The 22108-nt window shown below is 74.1% G+C and carries 23 protein-coding genes; 7 read left to right on the forward strand and 16 right to left on the reverse strand.

The annotated features are described in order from the left end of the window. Positions 1-56: 56 nt before the first annotated feature. The 6 genes from manA to ACI79Q_RS13340 all read right to left on the reverse strand — a co-directional run bounded on the left by manA (position 57) and on the right by ACI79Q_RS13340 (position 5614). The gene (gene manA / locus ACI79Q_RS13315) at positions 57-1232 is read right to left on the reverse strand and encodes a mannose-6-phosphate isomerase, class I (protein ID WP_456589936.1); all 1176 of its coding nucleotides are present in this window, start codon (positions 1230-1232) and stop codon (positions 57-59) included. A gap of 183 nt (positions 1233-1415) precedes the next feature. Then, positions 1416-2360, reverse strand: coding sequence for a DUF808 domain-containing protein (locus ACI79Q_RS13320; RefSeq protein ID WP_456589937.1), 945 nt, complete (start codon positions 2358-2360; stop codon positions 1416-1418). A 75-nt stretch (positions 2361-2435) separates the two neighbouring features. Then, entirely contained in the window at positions 2436-3581 is a 1146-nt protein-coding gene (locus ACI79Q_RS13325) for an SIS domain-containing protein (protein WP_456614831.1), read from the reverse strand. Then, on the reverse strand, positions 3578-3790 hold the full coding sequence (locus ACI79Q_RS13330; RefSeq protein ID WP_456597080.1) for a Trm112 family protein: 213 nt from the start codon (positions 3788-3790) through the stop codon (positions 3578-3580). Before ACI79Q_RS13330 ends, ACI79Q_RS13325 begins: the two co-directional genes overlap by 4 nt. Next, positions 3787-5166, reverse strand: a complete 1380-nt coding sequence (locus ACI79Q_RS13335; protein WP_456614832.1) for a phosphomannomutase/phosphoglucomutase — start codon at positions 5164-5166, stop codon at positions 3787-3789. Before ACI79Q_RS13335 ends, ACI79Q_RS13330 begins: the two co-directional genes overlap by 4 nt. Positions 5167-5263: 97 nt before the next feature. Continuing rightward, positions 5264-5614: a DUF3499 domain-containing protein gene (locus tag ACI79Q_RS13340; RefSeq protein WP_456589941.1), complete on the reverse strand. Its 351-nt coding sequence runs from the start codon at positions 5612-5614 to the stop codon at positions 5264-5266. A gap of 220 nt (positions 5615-5834) precedes the next feature. Between ACI79Q_RS13340 and ACI79Q_RS13345 the strand changes: the two genes are divergently transcribed. Together ACI79Q_RS13345 and ACI79Q_RS13350 are read left to right on the forward strand one after the other, a co-directional pair. Next, entirely contained in the window at positions 5835-6302 is a 468-nt protein-coding gene (locus ACI79Q_RS13345) for a metallopeptidase family protein (RefSeq protein WP_456589942.1), read from the forward strand. A 13-nt stretch (positions 6303-6315) separates the two neighbouring features. Next, positions 6316-7206, forward strand: coding sequence for a hypothetical protein (locus tag ACI79Q_RS13350; RefSeq protein ID WP_456614833.1), 891 nt, complete (start codon positions 6316-6318; stop codon positions 7204-7206). Positions 7207-7209: 3 nt separating this feature from the next. Here ACI79Q_RS13350 and ACI79Q_RS13355 read toward each other — a convergent pair whose 3' ends face one another. Both ACI79Q_RS13355 and ACI79Q_RS13360 read right to left on the reverse strand, forming a co-directional pair. Then, complete coding sequence (locus ACI79Q_RS13355) at positions 7210-8022, reverse strand: GNAT family N-acetyltransferase (protein ID WP_456614834.1); 813 nt, start codon at positions 8020-8022, stop codon at positions 7210-7212. A gap of 115 nt (positions 8023-8137) precedes the next feature. Further along, a complete protein-coding gene (locus ACI79Q_RS13360; protein ID WP_456589959.1) occupies positions 8138-8368 on the reverse strand; it encodes a WhiB family transcriptional regulator in 231 nt (76 codons plus the stop codon). 373 nt (positions 8369-8741) lie between these two features. Between ACI79Q_RS13360 and cofD the strand changes: the two genes are divergently transcribed. The 3 genes from cofD to rfbA are packed head-to-tail and all read left to right on the forward strand — an operon-like array spanning position 8742 to position 11705. Then, positions 8742-9698: a 2-phospho-L-lactate transferase gene (gene cofD, locus ACI79Q_RS13365; protein ID WP_456599944.1), complete on the forward strand. Its 957-nt coding sequence runs from the start codon at positions 8742-8744 to the stop codon at positions 9696-9698. 58 nt (positions 9699-9756) lie between these two features. After that, positions 9757-10809, forward strand: a complete 1053-nt coding sequence (locus tag ACI79Q_RS13370; RefSeq protein ID WP_456614835.1) for a coenzyme F420-0:L-glutamate ligase — start codon at positions 9757-9759, stop codon at positions 10807-10809. Positions 10810-10838: 29 nt separating this feature from the next. Beyond that, positions 10839-11705 carry a glucose-1-phosphate thymidylyltransferase RfbA gene (gene rfbA, locus ACI79Q_RS13375; RefSeq protein WP_456599946.1) on the forward strand — a complete coding sequence of 289 codons (867 nt, stop codon included), beginning with the start codon at positions 10839-10841 and terminating at the stop codon, positions 11703-11705. On the opposite strand, the gene ACI79Q_RS13380 is transcribed toward rfbA, so the two are convergent. From ACI79Q_RS13380 to ACI79Q_RS13395, 4 genes are all read right to left on the reverse strand, one after another. Then, positions 11702-12568 carry a DNA-3-methyladenine glycosylase family protein gene (locus tag ACI79Q_RS13380; protein WP_456589948.1) on the reverse strand — a complete coding sequence of 289 codons (867 nt, stop codon included), beginning with the start codon at positions 12566-12568 and terminating at the stop codon, positions 11702-11704. The genes rfbA and ACI79Q_RS13380 overlap by 4 nt on opposite strands. A gap of 83 nt (positions 12569-12651) precedes the next feature. After that, the gene (locus tag ACI79Q_RS13385) at positions 12652-13422 is read right to left on the reverse strand and encodes an SDR family NAD(P)-dependent oxidoreductase (protein WP_456589949.1); all 771 of its coding nucleotides are present in this window, start codon (positions 13420-13422) and stop codon (positions 12652-12654) included. A gap of 21 nt (positions 13423-13443) precedes the next feature. Further along, the gene (locus ACI79Q_RS13390; protein ID WP_456589950.1) at positions 13444-14544 is read right to left on the reverse strand and encodes a mannose-1-phosphate guanylyltransferase; all 1101 of its coding nucleotides are present in this window, start codon (positions 14542-14544) and stop codon (positions 13444-13446) included. A 1-nt stretch (position 14545) separates the two neighbouring features. Further along, positions 14546-15490 (reverse strand): glycosyltransferase, encoded by a 945-nt coding sequence (locus tag ACI79Q_RS13395; RefSeq protein WP_456614836.1) that lies wholly within the window; start codon positions 15488-15490, stop codon positions 14546-14548. Between the two features lie 160 nt (positions 15491-15650). Between ACI79Q_RS13395 and glf the strand changes: the two genes are divergently transcribed. Beyond that, positions 15651-16838 (forward strand): UDP-galactopyranose mutase, encoded by a 1188-nt coding sequence (glf, locus tag ACI79Q_RS13400; protein ID WP_456589952.1) that lies wholly within the window; start codon positions 15651-15653, stop codon positions 16836-16838. Positions 16839-16845: 7 nt separating this feature from the next. After that, positions 16846-18795: a glycosyltransferase gene (locus ACI79Q_RS13405; protein WP_456589953.1), complete on the forward strand. Its 1950-nt coding sequence runs from the start codon at positions 16846-16848 to the stop codon at positions 18793-18795. Here the strand turns inward: ACI79Q_RS13405 and glfT1 are convergent. From glfT1 to ACI79Q_RS13425, 4 genes are all read right to left on the reverse strand, one after another. After that, entirely contained in the window at positions 18779-19684 is a 906-nt protein-coding gene (gene glfT1 / locus ACI79Q_RS13410) for a galactofuranosyltransferase GlfT1 (protein ID WP_456589954.1), read from the reverse strand. The genes ACI79Q_RS13405 and glfT1 overlap by 17 nt on opposite strands. After that, positions 19681-20451, reverse strand: coding sequence for a galactan export ABC transporter ATP-binding subunit Wzt/RfbE (gene wzt / locus ACI79Q_RS13415; RefSeq protein ID WP_456589955.1), 771 nt, complete (start codon positions 20449-20451; stop codon positions 19681-19683). The genes glfT1 and wzt overlap by 4 nt, the downstream gene beginning before the upstream one ends. Continuing rightward, entirely contained in the window at positions 20448-21281 is an 834-nt protein-coding gene (wzm, locus tag ACI79Q_RS13420; RefSeq protein WP_456589956.1) for a galactan export ABC transporter permease subunit Wzm/RfbD, read from the reverse strand. The genes wzt and wzm overlap by 4 nt, the downstream gene beginning before the upstream one ends. A 100-nt stretch (positions 21282-21381) precedes the next feature. Then, on the reverse strand, positions 21382-22108 hold a 727-nt coding region (locus ACI79Q_RS13425), incomplete at its 5' end, for an LGFP repeat-containing protein (protein ID WP_456599951.1).

The raw sequence follows: 22108 nt of genomic DNA on the forward strand, positions 1-22108 counted from the left end.
ACGCTAGGCCGCGGCTGCCGGACCCCGTCGGCGCAACGCCGGGGCCGGCCGGCGTCTCACGAGATGGCGGTGGTGGCCCGGTAGAGCACCGCCGGGCCGCGAGCGGCGACCGGCGCACCGGCGGGGACGAACGCCGCGCGGCCCTTCGCCAGGGTCAGCTCTCCGTCGACCGACGCCAGCACCGCGGTGCCGTCCGTGCACAGCAGGAGCTGCGGTCCGCGCGTGGTCAGCGTGCCCGCCTGCTCGTCGAGCTGGCAGCGGGTGAGGTCGAAGTCCTGCACCGGCACCGGGTAGCGCAGGCCGCCTGGCCCGAGCACCGGGTGGATCACCGGCACCCGCCCGTCGGAGAAGTCCAGGACCTCGATCAGCGCCGCGAGGTCGACGTGCTTGGCGGTCAGCCCGCCGCGCAGCACGTTGTCGGAGCTGGCCATCACCTCGACACCGGCACCCGACAGGTAGGCGTGCAGGTTGCCCGCGGGGAGGAACACCGCCTCTCCCGGGGCCAGCTTGAGGTGGTTGCACATCAGCGAGATGACGACGCCCGGGTCGCCGGGGTAGGTCTCGGCGAGGGTCGCCGCCCACCGGTAGGTGTTGATGAACTCCGGGTCGTGCGCCGCCACGAACCTGCCCGCCGCGGTGGCCACGGCGGCCACGAGCTCCGTCCGGCGCTCCCCGGGCAGCGCCAGCAGCTGCGGGATCGCCGCGCGCAGGCCGCCGCGCGCCAGGGCGGCGATGGTGGGCTTGAGCTCAGGCACCTGCAGCTTGGCCAGGCAGTGCAGCGACTCCTCCACCGGGCGGAACCCGCACAGCGCTTCGAACGTGGTGAGCGCGAGCAGCAGCTCGGGCTTGTGGAAGGGGTCCTTGAACGTCCGCGTCGGGTCGTCGTGCGGGATGCCCGCGGCCTCCTCGGCGGCGTAGCCGGCCTCGGCCTGCTCCGTCGTGGGGTGCGCCTGCAGCGACAGCGGGGTCTCGGCGGCGAGCACCTTCATCAGGAAGGGCAGCCGCGCCCCGAAGCGCTCCACCACCGGGGTGCCCAGCAGCTCGGCGGGCTCCTCGGCGATCGCCTTGTCCAGCGGGCGCCCGTCGGCCAGGACGCTGGGCTCGTCGGGGTGGGCCCCGATCCACAGCTCCGCGTGCGGCCGCTCCGCGGGCACGGGCTCACCGAGGAGCTCGGGGATCACGGTGCGGCTCCCCCACGGGTAGAACCGCACACCGTTGCTCAGCTGCCACATGGTCTGGGCAGATTACGGCCCGACCGCGTCCCCGGGAACGAACCTCACCCCCGCGGGGCGGGTCGCCCGTGGTCACACCGCGGGACGGCCCCGCGGCGCCCGGGGCGGGGACCTCCCGGGACGGTGGCCTTCTCCCCCGCCCCGGCGACCGGGGCACGGGTGCGGCGCCGCCGGCGCCGCGTCTCAGTGCGCCCCGGCCCCGGCCTTGCCCCGGTGCACCGTGAGGTTCATGACCAGGACCACCACGGCCCCCACGACCAGCCCGAGCAGCGCGCTGCCCAGCGTGTTGACCAGCCAGCCCACGACCCCGCCGAGAGCGCCGGTGGCGTCGTGCGCTGCCTCCTCCAGGTGGTGCACGAACTCGTAGAGCGGGTGGAAGCCCAACTCGTCGGTGCCCACCAGGATGATGTGCCCACCGACCCACAGCATGGCGACGGTGCCGACGACGGTGAGGGCGGACAGCAGCTTCGGCATGCCCTTCACCAGGCCGCGGCCGAACGCGGCGAGCCCCTTCGAGGTCCGCTGCGACAGGTTCAGCCCGACGTCGTCCATCTTCACGATGACGCCGACGACGCCGTACACCAGCACGGTGATGCCGAGCGCGACGACCACCAGGATGGCCGCCCGGGACAGGAAGCCCTCGCTCGCCACCTCGTTGAGGCTGATCACCATGATCTCGGCCGAGAGGATGAAGTCGGTGCGCACGGCCCCGGACACGATCGTGCTCTCGTCCGGGAGCGCGTCCTCCACCGTGGCGTGCGCCTCTGCGTGGCCGCTCACCCGGTGCCAGATCTTCTCCGCTCCCTCGTAGCAGAGGTAGGCACCACCGATCATCAGGATGGGGGTGAGCAGGAACGGCAGGAACTGGCTGAGCAGCAGGATCGCCGGCAGGATGATCAGGAGCTTGTTCCGGAGCGATCCGACGGCGATCTTCCGGATGATCGGCAGCTCGCGGTCGGCGTTCAGCCCGTGCACGTACTGCGGCGTGACGGCGGTGTCGTCGACGACGACGCCGGCCGCCTTGATGCTGGCCCGCCCGGCAGCCGCCCCGATGTCGTCGATCGAGGCCGCGGCCGCGCGCGCCAGCACCGCCACGTCGTCGAGCAGGGCTACGAGTCCACCCGCCAAGGGAGTTCCTTCCGATCGGTCAGCACCGGCGTGCTGTCGCCATGATGGTGGACCCGCCACGGGCCGCGCGCGCACTCAGCGAGGTCGGGCCCGCTCGGTGTCGAGGGCGAGCGCCAGGTAGACGGCGCTGAAGTCGGCGACGGCCAGCTGCCGGGCCAGGCGGGGCAGCCGAGCGAACCGCTCCGGCTCCCCGTGCTCGGCCAGGCCGCTGACCGGCACGCTGTGCGCCGCGGCGGTGCTCAGCACCTGCTGCATCGCCTCGGCCGCCGAGCGTGGCTCCCGCTCCCCCGCGCCGTCGTGCCCGCCGGCGTCGCTGTCGCGGATCGTCAGCAGCCGCAGCCGCCGGCCGCTGTCGGCGACGCGGTCCCGGAAGAAGTCGTCGGCCGCGTCCTGCGGCGCGAGCGGCCCGCCCAGGACGGCGCAGGCGGCAACCCGCTGGTCCGGCAGCCGGAAGTCGGCGACCGGGAGCCCCGCGAGCGTGGCCAGCTGGTCGGCGACGCGGGTCGCCGCCGCCCCGGCGAGCGGCCCTTCCGAGGCGATCACCGGGAGCGCGTCGAGCAGCTCCAGCGCCAGGCTCTTGGCCGGGTTGACGAACGACTCCCGCGCCGGGCCGCACTCCTCGGCCACCCGGTCCAGAGCCCCCGCCACCGCCTCGGTGTCGGCCACGCCGTCGGCCAGCAGCCTCAGGTCGGCCGCCAGGCGAAGCATCGGCGTGAGCAGCGACCAGAGGGTCGTGTGGCGGACGCGGCTCGCCGGCAGCGCGACGTAGGGCGCCCGGGCCGAGGAACACACGCCGCGCAGCGGCGCGTCCTCGGCGCCGATCCCGACCAGCGCTACCCCCCGGCGGGCGGCCTCGTAGGCCGGCGCGAGGGCGTACGCGCCCGCACCGGTGCGCGTGGCCACGACCGCGACGTCGCTGGGGCCGGTCCACACGGGCAGCGCGGGACCGGGGACGACGTCGACGGTGACCGGGCTGGAGGGGCCGAGGAGTGCCCGCAGCACCGACGCGGCCACGGCGCCCTCCCGCCGGGCGACGATGACGAGCCCGCGGGGCCGGCCGCCCTCGGTGACCCGGTCCAGCCCGGCCTCCTCGGTCAGCCGCGCGGTCTCCCGGACCTGCGCACCGGACCCGGCCACGGCCGGCAGCAGCCCGCGCGGATCCCGCGCGCGCAGCAGCTCGAGGTCGTCGAGGACCTCCTCGGCCAGCTCGGGCGAGGTCATGACGAGCGGTGCCGCGCCTCGTCGAGCAGCAGCACGGGGATGCCGTCACGGACCGGGAACGCCCGGTCGCAGGTGCCGCAGACCAGTTCACCGGCCGCCTCGTCGACGGCCAGCGGGCTGTGGTGGCTGTCCGGGCAGGCGAGGATGGCCAGCAGTTCCGGGTCCAGGCCGAGCGGGCCGCTCGGGGCGCCGCTCCGGGGTGTGGTCACTTCGACTCCTGTTCCGCGCGCACGGTGCGGAGCACCCGGTCGCGCACCTCGCTCATCCGCGCCTCGTCCGGCGCCTCCACGTTCAGCCGCAGCAGCGGCTCGGTGTTGCTGGCCCGCAGGTTGAACCACGCGCCGTCGGACAGCTCGACGGTCAGGCCGTCGAGCTCGTCGACCGTCGCGCCCTCCTCCTTCTCGAAGACCTCCCGCACCGCCGCCATCCGCTCCCCCGCGTCGGCCACCGTGGAGTTGATCTCGCCGGAGGCGGCGTAGCGCGCGTAGGCGGCGGTCAGCTCCGACAGCGGCCGGCCCTGCTCCCCCAGCGCGGCCAGGACGTGCATGGCCGCGAGCATGCCGGTGTCGGCCCGCCAGAAGTCGCGGAAGTAGTAGTGCGCGGAGTGCTCGCCACCGAAGACCGCGTCGGTGCGGGCCATCTCGGCCTTGATGAACGAGTGCCCCACGCGCGTGCGCACCGGCTGCCCGCCGTGCTCGCGCACGATCTCCGGCACGGCCCGGGAGGTGATCAGGTTGTGGATGATCGTCGTCCCGCGCCCCTTGGCCAGCTCGCGCACCGCGACCAGGGCGGTGATGGCCGAGGGGCTCACCGGCTCGCCCCGCTCGTCGATGACGAAGACCCGGTCGGCGTCGCCGTCGAACGCCAGGCCGATGTCGGCGCCGTGCTCGACGACGGCGCGCTGCAGGTCGACCAGGTTCGCCGGGTCCAGGGGGTTGGCCTCGTGGTTGGGGAACGACCCGTCCAGCTCGAAGTACAGCGGCACGATCTCCAGCGGCAGCCCGGCGAGGACCACCGGGACCGTGTGCCCGCCCATGCCGTTGCCCGCGTCGACCACGACGCGGAGCGGCCGGATCGTGGCGAGGTCGACCAGCGAGCGCAGGTGCGCGGCGTAGTCGGCGAGGACGTCGCGGGTGGTGACGGTGCCGACCCGTTCCGGCACGCGCTCGTAGGTGTCGCGCTCGGCCCACTCGCGGATGGTGACCAGCCCGGAGTCCTGCCCGATGGGGGCGGCCCCGGCACGGCACATCTTGATCCCGTTGTACTGCGCGGGGTTGTGGCTGGCGGTGAACATCGCCCCGGGCACGTCGAGCGATCCGGCGGCGAAGTACAGCAGGTCGGTGGAGCCCAGCCCGGCCTCGACGACGTCGACGCCGCGGCCGATGACGCCTTCGGCGAAGGCGCGGGAGAGCGGGACGGAGGTCTCGCGCATGTCGTGCGCGGTGACCACGGCGGTCGCACCGCTCTCGACGAGGACGAACTCGGCGAACGCCGCCCCGATCGCCCGCGCGACGTCCTCGTCCCACTGGTCGGGGACCACCCCGCGGACGTCGTAGGCCTTGATCAGGGCCGAGAGATCACGCACGCCGCGACACTATCGGCGCGCCCCGCCACGCGCTGGAACGGCCACCCTTCCGGGGCTCGCGCCGAGCTTGCGAGGCGTGGGGGGAAGGGTGGTCCTTCTAGGGGAGGTCGGGAAGCACCCGCAGGTGCCCGCGCCGGATGCCGCTGCCGTCGTCCGCGGGAGCGCGCGGCGGCTCGGGGCGGGCGGCCTCGCGGACGGCGTCGGCCAGGGCCAGCAGGTCGTCCCCCGTCGGCCCGGCGTCCTCGACGTCGATCTCGTGCCGCACGACCTCCCAGCCGCGCGGGACGGTCAGCCGCTCCGCGTGGAACTCGCACAGGTCGTAGCTGTGCGGCTCGGAGTACGTCGCCAAGGGGCCCACGACAGCGGTCGACTCCGCGTAGACGTAGGTCAGGGTCGCCGCTGCCGGTTGCGCGCAGCCGCTGCGCGAGCAGCGCCGTGACTGCCTCACCACCGGTTCCTCACGCACGGCACAGTAATCCCGCCCGGCGGTGCGCGACAGCAGGCACACCGGGAAACCGGCTGTGGCGCACCATCCTGCACGATGACCCCGTGGGCATCGTCACCGGTCGGGCGCGGGTTCGGGACCGGCGCGGCTCGACGTGGGAGAACGCCCGGCGAGCCGTCCCGGGGCCCGGCGTGTCGCGGGTCGCCGTACCCTTCGGGCAGTCATGAGCCATCCTCCGCGCCGCCGCGCCCGCTCCCGTCGCGACCGCCACGGTCGTGGCCTGCGCGGGCGCCTCGCCCCTGCCGAGGTGCCGCTGTCGCGCAGCCGGGCCGAGCTGTTCGACGACCTGGTCCTGGACGCCGTCGAGGACCTGGAACGCCGCTGGGAGCGCGAGCTGGCCGGGGTGGAGTTCGCCGTCGAGGACGTGCCCTGGGTCGAGCACACCGATCCCGACGAGGCGCTGCTGGACGCCGACGTCCTCGACGACGCGGGCGTCCCGCTGGCCCGGCTGCTGCCGGCCCGGCGCGAACAGGGCCAGGAGGTCCCGCCGCGGATCGTGGTCTACCGCCGGCCGCTGGAGCTGCGCGCGCACGACCGGGAGGACCTCGCCGACCTGGTGCGCGACGTGGTCGTCGACCAGGTCGCCACCCTGCTGGGCCGGGATCCCGAGGAGATCGACCCCACCCGCTGACATGCTGGACGGGATGGACGCCGCCGCCACCACCGCCTGGCTGGTCACCGGCGTGGTCCTGGGCGTCCTGGCCGTGGCGGTCCTGGTCGCCGCCACGGCCGTCGTCCGGGCGCGCCGGTCCCGCGCGGCCGGCGCACCGGATCCGGTCGACGACCTGGCCGACTTCCACGAGCACCCACCGGGCACCCGGCCGGAGCCGCCGTCCCCCGCCGGCTGGGCGACGCTGGCCCCGCCGTCGGTGGCGCCCGCTCTTCCCGGCGAGGACCACGGGCGGGGCCGCGCCGTCCTGGCCGCGCTCTGCGTCGTCGCCCTGGCGGTCGTCGGCACCGCCGCCGCGGTCGCGGCCGGCCGGCTCGCGGCGAGCGGTTCCGCCGGCGGGCCCGGGACCGACGACCGGGGGACGCCGGGTCCCGCGCCGACCTCGGACGCCGGGGCGCCCGACGCCCTCGTCGCCGACCTGGTCGCCGGCGGGCTCGTCCTGGAGCCGCGGGCGGTGGGCGTCACCGCGGCCTACCCCGAGGCGCGGCTCACCACCTCCGCCGGCACGGCCCGGCTGGAGCTGCGGCTGCCCACCTACAACTGCCTGGCCGCCGAGGCCCCGGCCGACCCGGTCGCCGCCGGGTGCACCGCCACGCCCGTCGAGCACGCCGTCGTCGAGGGTGAGGACCTGGTCGTCTCCCGCGACGGCGAGCGGTGGACCGTGCGCGGGCGCGCCCCGACGGTCCTCCGGCCGGGCGGCTCGGCCCCGGAGCCGACCGGCCGGGTCTACCCGCTGGAGCTCACCCTCGTGCCCCAGGGCGCACCGGCTGCCGACAGCGCCCGGGCCGCCACCGGGGAGCTGCGCCTCGGCACGGGCAGCGCCCCGCTCCTGCCCGAGCGCAGCCGGGTCCACCTCCCCGGCTGAGCCTCAACGGGGCCAGCGCCGCACCGGCACGGAGAGGGTGCTCACCGGTGCGCCCATCACCGTGCGGGGACCGCCGTCGCCGTCGATGCCCCACCACGGCCAGCGGTTCCCGCCGTCGACGAGGGTGAGCAGCCCGGCACGCGGCCGGTCGCCCTCGGCGACGACCGCCACCTCCAGGCGGCCGACGGCCGCGTGCAGCCGGGCCGCGGCCCGCAGGAACTCCCGCGCCCGCCGATCGGGCGCGGCGGCGAGGAACGCGGGGAGCCAGCGCTCGAGGTGCCGGTGGTCGTGCGTGCGCTCCACGAGCCCGGCCCGGTCGAGCGCGTCGACCAGCAGCGCGGTGCGGGCGTTGGCCAGGACGGCGGTGGGCAGCCGGGCAGCCAGCGCGCGGGCGGTGGGATCACCCAGGGGGAGCCCGGTCAGGTGCAGCGCCCAGGGCCCGCGCAGCGAGCCCAGGAGGCCGAGCACCCCTTCGGCGAGGTGCCCGGCGGCCTCGTCGTCACGGGCCAGCAGGCGCGCGGTGGGGCGGCCACCGGGCAGCGGCCGGGTCGCCTGGCCCAGCACGGTCACCTGGGTGAGCACCCCGCGCCGGCGCAGCTCCAGGAAGGCGGCGGCGCGCGGCGTGCCGTCGCTGTGCCCCGGGACGACGACGGCGGCGGGGCGGGTCGGCAGCGGGCGCGCGGCGCCGTGGTTGAGCACCGCGGTCAGCCACGGCGCGCGGGCGGTCAGCGGCGCAGCCAGCGCCTCCGCCAGCGGCTCCGCGGCCCGGACCTCGTGGACCACGTGCGCTCGACCGAGGGCGACGCGGGCGACCATGCCCGAACAGAACCACAGCCGCCGGCGAGGGGCGCCGGCGGCTGGGGTGAGAGTGCTGGATCGGCCCCTGCAGGGACCCGCCGCGAGCTCGCGAGCGGTGGGGAGCAGGGGGTCCTTAGACCGCTCGGCGGCGGAGCCGGCGTCGTTCGCGCTCGGAGAGGCCACCCCAGATGCCGAAGCGCTCGTCGTTGGCCAGCGCGTACTCGAGGCACTCGGCCTTGACCTCGCAGCCGGTGCAGATCTTCTTCGCCTCGCGGGTGGAGCCGCCCTTCTCGGGGAAGAACGCCTCGGGGTCGGTCTCGGCGCACAGCGCCTGCTCCTGCCAGGACTGGGTGTCCGGCTCCAGCCCGAAGCCGAGGAAGCCGACGAACGGCTGCCCCGTCCCCTGGCCCACGGCCTGGCCCGTGGCATGCCCGGTGACCGGCAGCCGGTCGGCCGACCGCTCCGACCCGTTGACGTAGTCGCTCAACCACGACACCTCTGCCATGACGGTGCGTCCCCTCTCGCTCTCGTCCCGGTGCGCGGCCGGCAGGACGTTCCCGGGCCGATCAGCACTCGTTGACACCGCCGGAATTACACGCGTGTCGTTGCCCAGGCGTCAACTTCGCCCGGTGTAAGCGACACGCCACACCAGCCCCATCCGTCACGGGGCCTTCGTCACATCTCGTGGTAGCCCTCGACACGCCCGGCGAACAGTCGACAAGTGCTCATCGGGCACCATGCGTTTCGTGCAGATCGTCGTGCTGGCAGGTGGGACCGGAGGGGCTCGATTTCTGCGCGGGGTCCGCGCCGCGGCCCCCGAGGCGGAGATCACGGCCGTGGTCAACACCGGGGACGACGTGACGCTGCACGGGCTGCGCATCTGCCCGGACCTGGACACGGTCGTCTACACCCTCGGCGGCGGCATCGACGAGGAGCGCGGCTGGGGCCGGGCCGGCGAGTCGTGGACGGTCAAGGAGGAACTCGCCGCCTACGGCGCCGACCCCGCCTGGTTCGGCCTCGGTGACCGCGATCTGGCCACGCACCTGATCCGCACCCGGATGCTCGACGCCGGCTACCCGCTCTCGCAGGTCACGGCGGCGCTCGCGGAACGCTGGCGGCCCGGGGTGACCGTGCTGCCGATGAGCGACCAGCGGGTGGAGACCCACGTCGTCGTCACCGACCCCGAGGACGGCCGGTCGCGCGCGATCCACTTCCAGGAGTGGTGGGTGCGCCACGGGGCCGGGCTCGACCCCTCGGCCTTCGTCCAGGTGGGCGTGGACGGTGCCCGCCCCGCACCCGGCGTCGTGGAGGCGTTCGCCTCCGCCGACGCCGTCCTGCTCGCCCCCTCCAACCCCGTGGTCTCGATCGGCACGGTCCTCGGCGTGCCCGGGCTGCGCGACGCCCTGCGGTCCTCACCGGCCCGGATCGCCGGGGTCTCGCCGATCGTGGGCGGCGCGGTCGTGCGCGGCATGGCCGACCGCTGCCTGCCCGTGCTGGGCATCGAGGTGAGCGCCGAGGGGGTCGGCCGGCACTACGGCGCCCGCGCCGACGGTGGGCTGCTCGACGCCTGGCTGGTCGCCGAGGACGACCCCGCCGACGTGCCCGGCGTCGACGTCCGGCGGCTGCCGCTGCTCATGTCCACCCCCGAGGCCACCACGGCCCTGGCCCGCGCCGCGCTCGATGCCTGTGCCTGAAGAAGGACCCCGTCCTCCGCACGGCTCGCACGATCGCCGCGCGCCTCTGGACGGGGCCGTGCCATCCGGTGTCTCGATCCACCCGGTCGCCGGGCTGCCGGAGTTCGCCGCCGGTGACGACCTGGCCGCGGCCATCGCGCGCGCCGCGCCCTGGCTCGCCGACGGCGACGTCGTCGTGGTCACCTCCAAGGTGGTCTCGAAGGTGGAGGGCCGACTGGTCCGCCTGGAGCCCGGGACCGACCGGGAGGCCGCCCGCCAGCGGGCGATCGATGCGGAGACGGTGCGGGTGGTCGCCCGCCGCGGGCCGCTGAAGATCGTGCAGACCCGGCAGGGCTGGGTCGTCGCCGCCGCCGGCATCGACGCCTCGAACGTCTCCGCCGACTCGCTGGTCCTGCTGCCCGAGGACGCCGACGCCTCCGCCCGGCGGCTGCGGGCCCGGCTGCGGGAGCTGGCCGGGGTGGAGGTCGCGGTGGTGGTCAGCGACACCTTCGGCCGGACCTGGCGCGAGGGGCTCACCGACGTCGCGGTCGGGGCCGCCGGGATCGTCGCGCTCGAGGACCTCCGCGGGGCGTTGGACGCCCACGGCAACCGGCTGGAGACCACCCGGGTCGCCGTCGTCGACGAGCTCGCCTCCGCCGCGGACCTGGTGAAGGGCAAGCTGGCCGGCGTTCCGGTCGCGGTCGTCCGCGGGCTGCCGGCGCGACGGCCGGCCGACGACGCCGACGAGGGCACGCGGCCGCTGGTGCGGCTGCCCGGCGAGGACCTCTTCCCCTACGGGTCGCGCGACGTGGTGGCGTCCCGCTCCCCCGCGACCGACCTCGTGCCCCGGCCCGGCGAGCTCGGCGCCGTCGCAGAGGCGTTCCGCGTCGCGGCCGCCGCCCTCCCGGAGTTCCCGGTCGTGCTGCGCCACGGCGGCGACGGCGACGGCGTCGTCGACCTCCACCTCTCCGACACCGTCACCCTCACCACCGCGCTGAACGTCGGCGCGGTGATCGGCGCCGCGCTCGTGCAGCTGCACGCCATGGGCTGGTCGACGCGGTGGGAGCCGGTCGGCTCCCCCGGAGGAACCTCACTCGTCGGGAGGCTGTGGCTGGGCGGTCCGGCGCTGTAGAGCCGGAGCGCTCGGTACGGTTCGTCCCCATGCGCGGGATCATCCTGGCCGGTGGCACGGGGAGCCGTCTGTTCCCCATCACCCAGGCGGTGAGCAAGCAGCTCATGCCGGTCTACGACAAACCGATGATCTACTACCCGCTCTCCACGCTGATGATGGCGGGGATCCGCGAGGTGCTGGTCATCACGACCCCGGCGGACCAGGCGGCGTTCCGCGCCCTCCTCGGTGACGGCAGCCGGCTGGGCATGCGGATCGAGTACGCGGCCCAGCCGCGACCCGAGGGCCTGGCCCAGGCGTTCCTCATCGGGGCGGAGTTCCTCGGCGGCGAGGCCGCGGCCCTGGTCCTCGGCGACAACATCTTCTACGGCGCCGGCCTGGGCACCGCGCTGTCCCGGCTGCCCGTGCCCGCCGGTGGGCACGTGTTCGCCTACCACGTGGCCAATCCGCGGGACTACGGCGTCGTGGAGTTCGACGACGCCGGCCGGGTGCTCTCGATCGAGGAGAAGCCGGTGCGCCCGAAGAGCGCCTACGCCGTCCCCGGGCTGTACTTCTACGCCGGGGACGTCGTCGAGGTGGCCCGCGGCATCACCCCGAGCGCGCGGGGCGAGCTGGAGATCACCGCGGTCAACGAGCACTACCTGCGGGAGGGCCGGCTGACCGTCACCTCGCTGGACCGCGGCACCGCCTGGCTGGACACCGGCACCTTCGCCTCGCTGCGCCAGGCGACCGAGTTCGTCTCCGTGGTCGAGGAGCGCCAGGGCCTGAAGATCGGCTGCATCGAGGAGGTGGCCTGGCGCAACGGCTGGCTGGACGACGAGGGGCTGCGCGCCATCGCCGAGCCGCTGGGGAAGAGCGGCTACGGCGCCTACCTGCTCGGCCTGCTCGCCGAGCGCTAACGGCGCCGGTTGTCCACCGGGGCGAACCGGGGCCCGCGCCGCGGCCGCCGGGGGCCGCCGGCCAGCAGCAGGCGCACCACCCGCTGCCGGTGCCCCCGCCACGGCTCCAGCAGCTCGAGCATGCCCTCGTCGTCGGTGTTCCGGCGGCCGGTGAGCGCGTAGCCCACCAGGTTCTTCAGGTGGTAGTCACCCACGCTGACGGCGTCCGGGTCACCGTGGACCCGCTGCGCCACCTCGGCCGCCGTCCAGATGCCGATGCCGGGGATCGAGCGCAGGCGCTGCTGCAGACCGCCGGAGTCCCCGGCCCGCTCGGGCTCCAGGGCGGCGGCCACCGTCGCGGCGGCGCGCAGCGCCCGGCGGCGCGCACCGTCGAGCCCGCAGCGGTGCCACTCCCAGTCGGTCACCTCGAGCACGCGCTGCGCCGAGGGCACCACGCGCATCCCCTCGGGTGCGGGGCCGGGCGCGGGCTCGCCCGCCAGCCGGAGCAGCTCCCGCCACACCCGGTGGGCCTCGACGACGGTCACCTTCTGCTCCAGCACCGCCGGGACGAGCGCGTCCCAGGTGCGACCGGTCCGCCCCAGCCGCAGCCACGGCGTCGTGCGGTGCAGCTCGGCCACCGTCGGGTGCTCGCCGGGGCGGAACTGCTCGGGGCGGTCGGCGGCGCCCAGCCACTCGGGCACGGCGACCCCCGCGCACTCCGCACCGGGGCCCCACGCGCTGATGGCCACCCCCGCGGCCGTGCGGACCAGCCGCACCGTGGCCGCGCCCGCCGGGGTCGACGTCGTGCGCCAGAACCCGGTGTCGGCCAGCCGCAGCGCGGGGTCGCCCGGCCCGCGGCGGTGCGGAGCCAGGGTCCGGCCCACGTCGAGGGGCCAGTCCGGCGTCCACACCGCCGCGTAGGCGGGGGCGTCCAGGGCGGTGCTCAGCAGGTGCTCCGGGGGGAAGGTCAGCGGGGTGCCATGCGCAGCGCGCCGTCCATCCGGACGACCTCGCCGTTGAGGTAGCCGTTCTCGACGATCGCGAGCGCCAGCTCGGCGAAGTCGGCCGGGCGGCCGAGCCGCTTGGGGAAGGGTATGCCCGCCGAGAGGGCGGCCCGCGCCTCCTCGGGGAGTGAGCCCAGCAGGGGCGTGTCCACCAGCCCGGGGGCGATGGTGCAGACGCGGACGCCCACGCTGGACAGGTCGCGGGCCGCGGGCAGGGTCATGCCGACGACACCGCCCTTCGACGCCGAGTACGCCAGCTGGCCGATCTGGCCGTCGAAGGCGGCGATGGAGGCGGTGTTGACGACGACGCCGCGCTCGCCCTCCTCCCCCGGCTCGGTCTGCGACATCGCCGCCGCGGCCAGGCGCAGGACGTTGAACGTGCCGACCAGGTTGACGGCCAGCACCTTCTGGAACCCGCCGAGTTCGTGCGGCTCGCCGTTGCGGCCCACCGTGCGCTGGGCCAGCCCGATGCCGGCGCAGCTGACCGCGATCCGCAGCGGGCGGTCCTTGCCGGTGGCCTCGGCGACCGCGGCCTGCACCGAGGCCTCGTCGGTCACGTCTGTGCGGACGAACGTGGTGTGCCCGCCCAGCTCGGCGGCGAGCGCCTGCCCGCGCTCCTCGTTCAGGTCCATGATGGTGACCGCGGCCCCACGGGCGGCCAGCGCCCGGGTGGTGGCCTCCCCGAGCCCGGAGGCGCCCCCGCTGACCACTGCTGCGACGTCGAAGTTCTTCATGCCCCGCAGCCAATCACGAGCTCAGGCGAAACGGCCGCCGTGGCTCTCCTGCACCGCGGCGAGCAGCTGCTTCACCCGCTCGGCGTCGGCGACCGGGCAGACCATGGTGACGTCGGCGGTGTGCACCACGACGCTGTCCCGCACGCCCACGAGGGCGACCAGGTGCCGCGGGTCGTCGCTGAACACGATGTTCCCCGCCCCGTCGAGCACGACGGCGAGGCCGCGGACGGCGTTGCCCGCGCCGTCGTGGTCCAGCGTGTGCGCCAGCGCCGGCCACGAGCCGACGTCCAGCCAGGCCACGTCCAGGTCGACCACGAGCACCCGTCCGGGCTCGGCGGCGGCCGGCTCGAGGACGGCGTAGTCGACGCTGATCTTCGGCAGGGTCGGGAAGACGTCGGCCAGCACCGCGTCCCGGCCCGGCCCGGCGGGCGCCGCGACGATCCGGGCGAGCCCCTCCGCCGACGCGGGGAGGTGGTCGGCCAGGGCGTCGAGCACCGTGCGGGCGCGCCAGACGAACATGCCCGAGTTCCACAGGTACTGCCCGGACGCCAGGTACTGCTCGGCGGTGGCGCGGTCGGGCTTCTCCCGGAACGACGCCGCCTCGGCCACGCCCGGCTGCCCGGTGGGCGCGCCACGCTGCACGTAGCCGAACCCGGTGGCCGGCGCGGTGGGCCGGATGCCGAGGGTGACCAGCGACCGGGGGCGGGTGGCGAGGGCGTCGTAGGCGGTGCGCAGCGCGTCGGCGAAGCGCTCCACCGGCCGGATCACGTGGTCGGCGCTGACGACGGCGAGCTCGGCGTCCGGGTCGACGTCCGCGACCAGCGCCGCCGTCAGCCCGACGGCGTTCGCGGTGTCGCGGGCGACCGGCTCGAGCACCAGCCGGTCGGCCCGCAGCTCCGGCAGCGCGGCCCGGACCTGCCCGGCGTAACGGGCCGCGGTGCACACCCAGATGCGCTCCGCGGGCAGCACCGCGCGCAGCCGGTCCCAGGCCTCCGCCAGCAGGCTCCGCGGCGCACCGTCCGGGCCGGCGACGACGTCGAGCAGCTGCTTGGGCCGGCCTTCCCGCGACAACGGCCACAGCCGCGTGCCCGAGCCGCCGGCCATGATCACCGCGTGGCGCACGTCAGCCCCCCTCGGCGCCGGTGCGCCGCGGGTCGGGCACGGCTGCCAGGTCGCGGGCCCGGCGCTGGAACCGGGCGCCGGCCGCGACGCGCCCGCTGGCGTAGGAGACCAGCATCCGGCCGCCGAGACCGGCGCGGAGGGCGGCGCGCAGCGGGGCGTGCCGCCGGCGTGGGTACTGCCCGGAGAGGTACCGCAGCGCGCTGGTGTGGTGCACCCGCTGCATCCGGTGCGGCTCCCGCCGGGTCGCGTGCCCGCCCTCGTGCTCGACGACGGCCGTGGGCACGTAGACGTGCAGCCACCCGGCGCGGGTGAGCCGCTCCGCGAGGTCGACGTCCTCGAAGTACATGAAGTAGCCGGGGTCGAACCCGCCCACCGACCAGAACGCCTCGAGGTCGACGAGCAGGCAGGAGCCGCTGAGCCAGCCGGCGGGCCGCTCCCGGGGGGCTTCGCGCTCGCGCCGGTAGCGGGCGGTCCACGGGTTGCCCGGCCAGGCCCAGCCCAGCAGGGCGTGCCCCGCGCCGGTGGACAGCCGCGGCAGGTCGCGGGCCGAGGGGTACAGCTCACCCGCCGGCGTCATGATCGCCGGCCCGAGCGTGGCCGCCCGCGGCCAGCGGTCGGCCGCGGCGAGCAGTTCGTCCACCGACCCGGGCGAGAAGCGCAGGTCGGGGTTGGCGATCAGCGCCCGTCCGCTGCGGGCGTCGGCGAGCCCGGCGTTCGCCGCTGCCCCGTAGCCGATGTTCCCGCCGGTGCGCAGCACGCGTACGTGCGGGTACCGGGCCGCGGCGCGCTCCGGTGCCCCGTCGGTCGAGCCGTTGTCGGCCAGCACCACCTCGACCGGCCGTGTGATGGCACCCGCCAGCGACGCCACGAAGTCCTCGAGCGCCGCGCCCGGCGAGTAGGTGACGGCGACGACGCGCAGGGGCGACGAGCCGGAGGCAGACGACACGGAGGACCACCCTAGGCACTGACCGCGGGCGAGCGCGGATGCGCGCCGCGGAGCGGTCTCCGGGGTGCGTGTGGTCAGTGTGACGGAACGGGTCGCTACGGCCGGGAAACCGCCGCTCCGTGGTCGTGCCCCTCCGGACCGACAGGTACCGTCGAGACCCGTGACCACCACAGGACCTGACCTCGTCGTCGTCGGCTCCGGCTTCTTCGGCCTCACCGTCGCAGAGCGGGTGGCCAGCCAGCTCGACAAGCGAGTGCTGGTCATCGACCGCCGCGACCACATCGGCGGCAACGCCTACTCCGCGCCCGAGCCGGAGACCGGCATCGAGGTGCACGTCTACGGCGCCCACCTGTTCCACACGTCCAACGAGCGGGTCTGGCAGTACGTCAACCGGTTCACCGAGTTCACGAACTACCAGCACAAGGTCTACTCGATCTACCAGGGCCAGACCTACTCCCTCCCGATGAACCTGGCCACCATCTGCCAGTACTTCGGCAAGAGCTTCTCCCCCTCCGAGGCGCGGGCCCTCGTGGCGGAGCAGGCCGGCGAGTTCGACACCGGCGAGGCGAAGAACCTCGAGGAGAAGGCGATCTCGCTGATCGGCCGCCCGCTGTACGAGGCGTTCATCCGCGGCTACACGAAGAAGCAGTGGCAGACCGACCCGACCGAGCTGCCCGCCGCCGTCATCGCCCGTCTGCCGGTGCGGTACACCTTCGACAACCGGTACTTCAACGACGCGTACGAGGGCCTGCCCAAGGACGGGTACACGGCCTGGCTCCAGCGGATGGCCGACCACCCGAACATCGAGGTGCGGCTGAACACCGACTACTTCGACGTCCGCGACGAGCTGCCCCGTGACGTCCCCACCGTGTTCACCGGGCCGATCGACAAGTACTTCGACTACGAGGCCGGGGAACTGGGCTGGCGGACGCTGGACTTCGAGACCGAGGTCCTCCCGATCGGCGACTTCCAGGGCACCTCCGTCATGAACTACGCCGACGAGGACGTCCCCTTCACCCGGATCCACGAGTTCCGCCACTTCCACCCCGAGCGGGACTACCCCACGGACAAGACCGTGGTCGTGCGGGAGTTCTCACGGTTCGCGCAGACCGGCGACGAGCCCTACTACCCGATCAACACCCCCGAGGACCGCGCCAAGCTGGAGCGCTACCGCGAGCTCGCGGCCAAGGAGGCCGCCGAGAAGCGCGTTCTCTTCGGCGGTCGGCTGGGCACCTACAAGTACCTGGACATGCACATGGCCATCGGGTCGGCGCTGACCATGTTCGACAACCGCATCCGCCCCTTCTTCGACCAGGGCGGCGCCCTCGACGGCCGCCTGGAGGACTGAGCACCACATGACGACAACACATCAGACGGTGTCCCCGGAGCGGGTCAGCGAACCGACCGCCGCGGATCTGGCCGAGGGCAAGGCCGTCACGCTCCTCCAGCGCGTCATCATGCCGCGCCCGGGTGACCCGCTGAAGGTCCGCAGCCTCTACGTCGACGAGGAGCGGAACAAGCGGGTCAAGTCCACCACCCGCTCGGACGCGACCGTGGCCGCGGGCAGCGAGGTCTCCTTCGCGACCTACTTCAACGCCTTCCCGGCGAGCTACTGGCGCCGCTGGACGGTCCTGGAGCAGGTCATCCTGCGCATGCGGCTCTCCGGCCCCGGCCGCGTCGACGTCTACCGCTCCAAGGCCGACGGCAGCATCATCCACGTCACCGGCACGACGACCACGGGCGAGGACCGGGCGCTCGAGTTCGAGCTGGAGCTCACCCCGTTCGAGGACGGCGGCTGGTACTGGTTCGACGTCACCGCCGACGACGCGCCGGTGACGGTGCACGAGGCCGACTGGTCCGCCGCGCGCGAGCCGGCCCACGAGACGCGCCTGTCGATCGGCATCTGCACCTTCAACCGGCCCGACGACTGTGTCTCCGCGCTCGCCGCGCTCGCCGGCGACCCCGTCGTCGACGGGCTGATCTCGCGCGTCATCGTCGCCGACCAGGGCACCAAGAAGGTCCGCGACGCGGGCGGCTTCGCCGACGCGGCCGCCGCCCTGGGCGACCGGCTGCTGCTGGTCGAGCAGCCCAACCTCGGCGGCAGCGGCGGGTTCTCCCGCACCATGCACGAGGCGCTGACCTCCACGGACGCGACGCACCACATCCTGCTCGACGACGACGTGCAGCTCGAACCCGACAGCATCGCGCGGATGTTCGCCTTCGCCCGCTTCACCAAGAAGCCGATGCTGGTGGGCGGCCAGATGCTGGCCCTGCAGGACCGCTCGGTGCTGCACACCATGGGCGAGGTCGTCGCGCCGGACAAGTTCTTCTGGCGTGCGGCACCCAACACCGAGTACGCCCACGACTTCGCCAGGCGGAGCCTGCGGTCGACTCCCGCCCTGCACCGGCGGATCGACGTGGACTACACCGGGTGGTGGATGTGCCTGATCCCGCGCCAGGTCATGCAGGAGCTGGGCTTCGCTCTGCCGGTCTTCATCAAGTGGGACGACGCCGAGTACGGCATCCGCGCCGGAGAGCACGGCTACCCGACCGCGACGCTGCCGGGCGCGGCGGTGTGGCACCTGTCCTGGAGCGACAAGGACGACACCGCGGGGTGGCAGGCCTACTTCCACACCCGGAACCGGCTGGTCGCCGCGGCGCTGCACAGCCAGTACAAGCGGGGTGGCACGCTGCTGCGGGACACCTTCAAGTTCGACCTGAAGTTCCTGATCATGCTGCAGTACGCCACCGCGGCGCTGCACCACCGGGCGTACGACGACTTCCTCGCCGGCCCCGACCGGCTCTTCCCGCTGCTGCCCACGGCCCTGCCGACGGCGCTGCGGCACCAGGGCGACTACCCCGACGGCCAGGTCATCGGCTCCTCGTCCGACCTGCCCCTGCCCTCGATGAGCCCGACGAAGGCCGAGCGGTTCATGAAGCCGCCGACGACGCCGACGACCATCACCCGCACCCTGGCCGCGGCGCTCGCCCACAACCTGCGCAGGCCGAAGCCGGACGCCGCCGAGCGCCCGCAGATGAACATCTCGGCGCAGGACGCCCGCTGGTTCCTGCTCGCCCGGCTCGACAGCGCGACGGTCGGGACCGCGGACGGTCGCGGGGTCACCTTCCGCCGCCGGGAGCCGGGGACGTTCTGGCAGATGCTGCGGCACTCGATCCGGGTGCACGTCAAGCTCTACCGCGAGTTCCCCCGGCTGTCCAAGCAGTACCGGGCGCACATGGAGCAGCTGACCAGCCAGCAGAGCTGGTCGAAGGCGTTCGACGGGGAGTTCACGCCGGGCGCGTGAGCTCCTCCCGCCGGCCGGCCCGGGTGAGGCGGCGCCATTCGCGCCACCCACCCGGGTCGCGGCGCGACACCAGGAAGAACCAGCCGAAGCGCACGGTCTCCAGCGGGCGCAGCCAGCGCATCCCAGGCTGAGCCATCAGGTACCCGCGGTTGCGGTAGGTGAAGTACCGCTTGACCTCGTTGCCCGGGTACTGCGCGGAGAGCTTCCCGCGCAGGATGGGGACGAACTCCGTCGTTCCCTCGGGGTGCAGGTAGGCCGCGGCGGTGCAGGTGCCGAACGGCAGCCCCGAGCGGAGCAGGCGACGGTGGATCTCCGTCTCGTCGCCGCGGAAGAACAGCCGGTAGTCGGGCACGCCCACCACGTCCAGCGCCTCGGCCCGGAACAGCGCGCCGTTGAAGAGCGAGGCGTAGCGGGGCAGCACCTCGATGCCGTCGAAGTCGCTGCGGCGGCGTCGCCACCGCAGCCCCCGGCGCAGCGGGAACGCCAGCCTCTCCGGGTCGGCGAGGTCGGTCACCAACGGCGACACCTCGGCCAGCCCGTGCTCGTGAGCCGTGGTCATCAGCGTGTCCAGCACGGTGCCGTCCGCCGGGCGGCCGTCGTCGTCGGCGCACCACACCCAGTCGGCCCCCAGCGCCAGGGCGTGCAGCATGCCGAGCGCGAAGCCGCCGGCCCCGCCCAGGTTGCGCTCGCTGGGCAGGTAGGTCGCCGGCAGCCCGCTGGCGCGCACGACCTCCGCCACGGCCCGGTCGGGCCCGTTGTCGACGACCACGACGTGGTCGACCGGCCGGCGCTGGCCCGCCAGCGCGGCCAGGCTCTCGGCCAGCAGCTCGGGCCGGTGCCGCGTGACGACGACGGCGACGACCTTCTCCGTCCCGGACCCGGCCGTCATGCCCGCTGCCCCTTGTAGGCCCGCAGGACGTCGTCCAGCTGCCCCTGCTGCTTGATCTGGCCGTGCTCCATCCAGATCGCGGTGTCGCAGAGCTCGCGGAGGAACTCGTCGGAGTGCGAGGCGAAGACCAGCAGACCGGAACGCTCCACCAGCTGCACCAGCCGCTGCTTGCTCTTCTCCAGGAAGGCCGCGTCCACCGCACCGATGCCCTCGTCGAGCAGCAGGATCTCCGGGTCGATGCTCGTGACGACCCCGAGAGCCAGGCGCACCCGCATACCAGTGGAGTACGTGCGCAGCGGCATGCGGAGGAAGTCGCCGAGCTCGGTGAAGTCGGCGATGTCGTCGACCCGGGCCTCCATCTGCTTGCGCGTCATGCCCAGGAAGAGGCCGCGGACCATGATGTTCTCGAGCCCGGAGATCTCCGGGTCCATGCCTACCCCGAGGTCGAAGACCGGCGCCACGCGCCCCCGGACCTCGGCGACACCGCGGGTCGGTTCGTAGATGCCCGACAGCAGTCGCAGCAGGGTGGACTTGCCGGCCCCGTTGTGGCCGACGAGCCCGACGCGGGCGCCGTGCTCGAGGGTGACGGTGATGTCGCGGAGGGCCTCGATGACGGGCACCTTGGCGGCGCTGTCGATGTGCCCGCCGACCACGCCCATGACGGTGTTCTTCAGCGACCGGCTCTTCGCGTCGAAGATCGGGAAGTCGACGCAGGCGTCCTTCGTGACGATGCTGACCGGGCCGGGTTTGATCTGGGACACGCTCACACCCAATAGGAGACGCGGGACCGGTAGCGGCGCAGCACGAACATCGTCAGCGCCCAGCCGACCACGGTGATGGCGAGGACGACCAGCCAGTACCGCAGCTGCTGGTCCTGACCGAGCAGCGGACGGCGGACGATCTCGAGAAAGTGCAGGAAGGGGTTGAACTCGGCCAGCCTGGCCCGCTCGGCGATGGCGGGGTTGGGGCTGTTGATCAGCTCGTCGTAGATCCAGACGATCGGCGTGAGGAAGAACATCAGCTGGACGATGCTCTGGGTGATCGGCAGGATGTCGCGGAACCGCGCCGTGACGACGCCGACGGCGAGGGCGACCCAGGCGCCGTTGAGGGCGAGCAGCACGAAGGCCGGCACGACGGCGAGCACCGTCCAGTGCAGCGGCTGCGGGAAGAACAGCAGCATGATCAGGTAGACGATCAGGTTGTGGGCGAGGAAGAGCGTCTGCCGCCAGATCAGCCGGTACACGTGGGTGGACAGCGGTGCCGGGAGGTGCTTGATCAGGCCCTCGTTGGCGATGAACACCTCCGACCCCTCGGTGATGCAGCCGCTGATGAAGCCCCACACGATGAAGCCCACGAGCACGTGCGGCAGCAACCGCTCCAGCGGGATGTCGAACAGCCCCGAGTAGAGGATCCCGAGCGCGACGGCCGTGACGGCCATGCTGATGGTGATCCAGACCGGCCCGAGGACCGAGCGCCGGTAGCGCTGCCGGATGTCCTGCCAACCGAGGTAGCCCCACAGCGGCCGCTGCTCCCACCCGCGCCGGAGATCGGCAACGGCGGCAGACAGAGTCCGCCCGGTCGGTTGTGCCACTGTCACGAGCAGTCACGGTACCTGCGCACCGGAGCGGAACGGCGTCGGCTCGCGAGGCCGACGGGACCTGTTCGTCACACCCGTCCCGCCGGCCCCGCGCCTGTCGCTACGGCGCCGTGAGCACCCCGTTCTGGAACTCGGCCCGCTGCTGCGCCCCCACGACGACGGTGTCGGAGATCGGGTACCCCAGCGGCCCGGTCGTGCCGCCCTGCGCGAGGTAGGCGGCGTTCAGCTCGGTCCTCAGCACCCGCGCCTGGGTGGTTGCGGACCAGTAGATGGTGCCGCCCTGGAAAGAAGTCTGGTAGCCCTGACCGCCCGGCGCGGGGGCGTCGCTGGTCGTCGGGAAGCCCAGGTAGCCACCCGTTCCGCCCGCCTGCTTCCAGGTGTACAGGATCGCGCCCCGCACCACCTGCGCACCGGTCTGCGCCGACCAGTGGATCTCCCCACCCTGGAACGGCGTCATGTAGCCACGCCGATCCGCCGTCGGCTGATCGTCCCCGGTCGGGTACCCCAGCGCAGCCGGACCACCGGCCGCCTTGTACGCGGCCAGGATCGCGCCCCGCACCACCTTCGTCCCCGTGCTCGGCCCCCAGTACAGCGAGCCGCTCTGGAACTCCACCACGTACCCACCGCGCCCGGCCGGGGCATCGCTGGTCGTCGGGAAGCCCAGGTAGCCACCCGAACCGCCGGCCCGCTTCCAGGTGTCCAGGATCGCGCCCCGCACCACCTGCGCACCGGTCTGCGCCGACCAGTGGATCTCCCCACCCTGGAACGGCGTCATGTAGCCACGCCGATCCGCCGTCGGCTGATCGTCCCCGGTCGGGTACCCCAGC

It is taken from the genome of Blastococcus sp. SYSU DS0828 (genome assembly GCF_054050975.1).

Bases quoted from the DNA above. Each gene is read 5' to 3' on its own strand.
- ACI79Q_RS13405 (WP_456589953.1), top strand. From the start codon at position 16,846: ATGACGACAACACATCAGACGGTGTCCCCGGAGCGGGTCAGCGAACCG.
- ACI79Q_RS13325 (WP_456614831.1), bottom strand. From the start codon at position 3,581: ATGACCTCGCCCGAGCTGGCCGAGGAGGTCCTCGACGACCTCGAGCTG.
- ACI79Q_RS13355 (WP_456614834.1), bottom strand. From the start codon at position 8,022: ATGGTCGCCCGCGTCGCCCTCGGTCGAGCGCACGTGGTCCACGAGGTC.
- cofD (WP_456599944.1), top strand. From the start codon at position 8,742: ATGCGTTTCGTGCAGATCGTCGTGCTGGCAGGTGGGACCGGAGGGGCT.
- glfT1 (WP_456589954.1), bottom strand. From the start codon at position 19,684: ATGACGGCCGGGTCCGGGACGGAGAAGGTCGTCGCCGTCGTCGTCACG.
- rfbA (WP_456599946.1), top strand. From the start codon at position 10,839: ATGCGCGGGATCATCCTGGCCGGTGGCACGGGGAGCCGTCTGTTCCCC.
- ACI79Q_RS13350 (WP_456614833.1), top strand. From the start codon at position 6,316: ATGGACGCCGCCGCCACCACCGCCTGGCTGGTCACCGGCGTGGTCCTG.
- ACI79Q_RS13345 (WP_456589942.1), top strand. From the start codon at position 5,835: ATGAGCCATCCTCCGCGCCGCCGCGCCCGCTCCCGTCGCGACCGCCAC.
- ACI79Q_RS13385 (WP_456589949.1), bottom strand. From the start codon at position 13,422: ATGAAGAACTTCGACGTCGCAGCAGTGGTCAGCGGGGGCGCCTCCGGG.
- manA (WP_456589936.1), bottom strand. From the start codon at position 1,232: ATGTGGCAGCTGAGCAACGGTGTGCGGTTCTACCCGTGGGGGAGCCGC.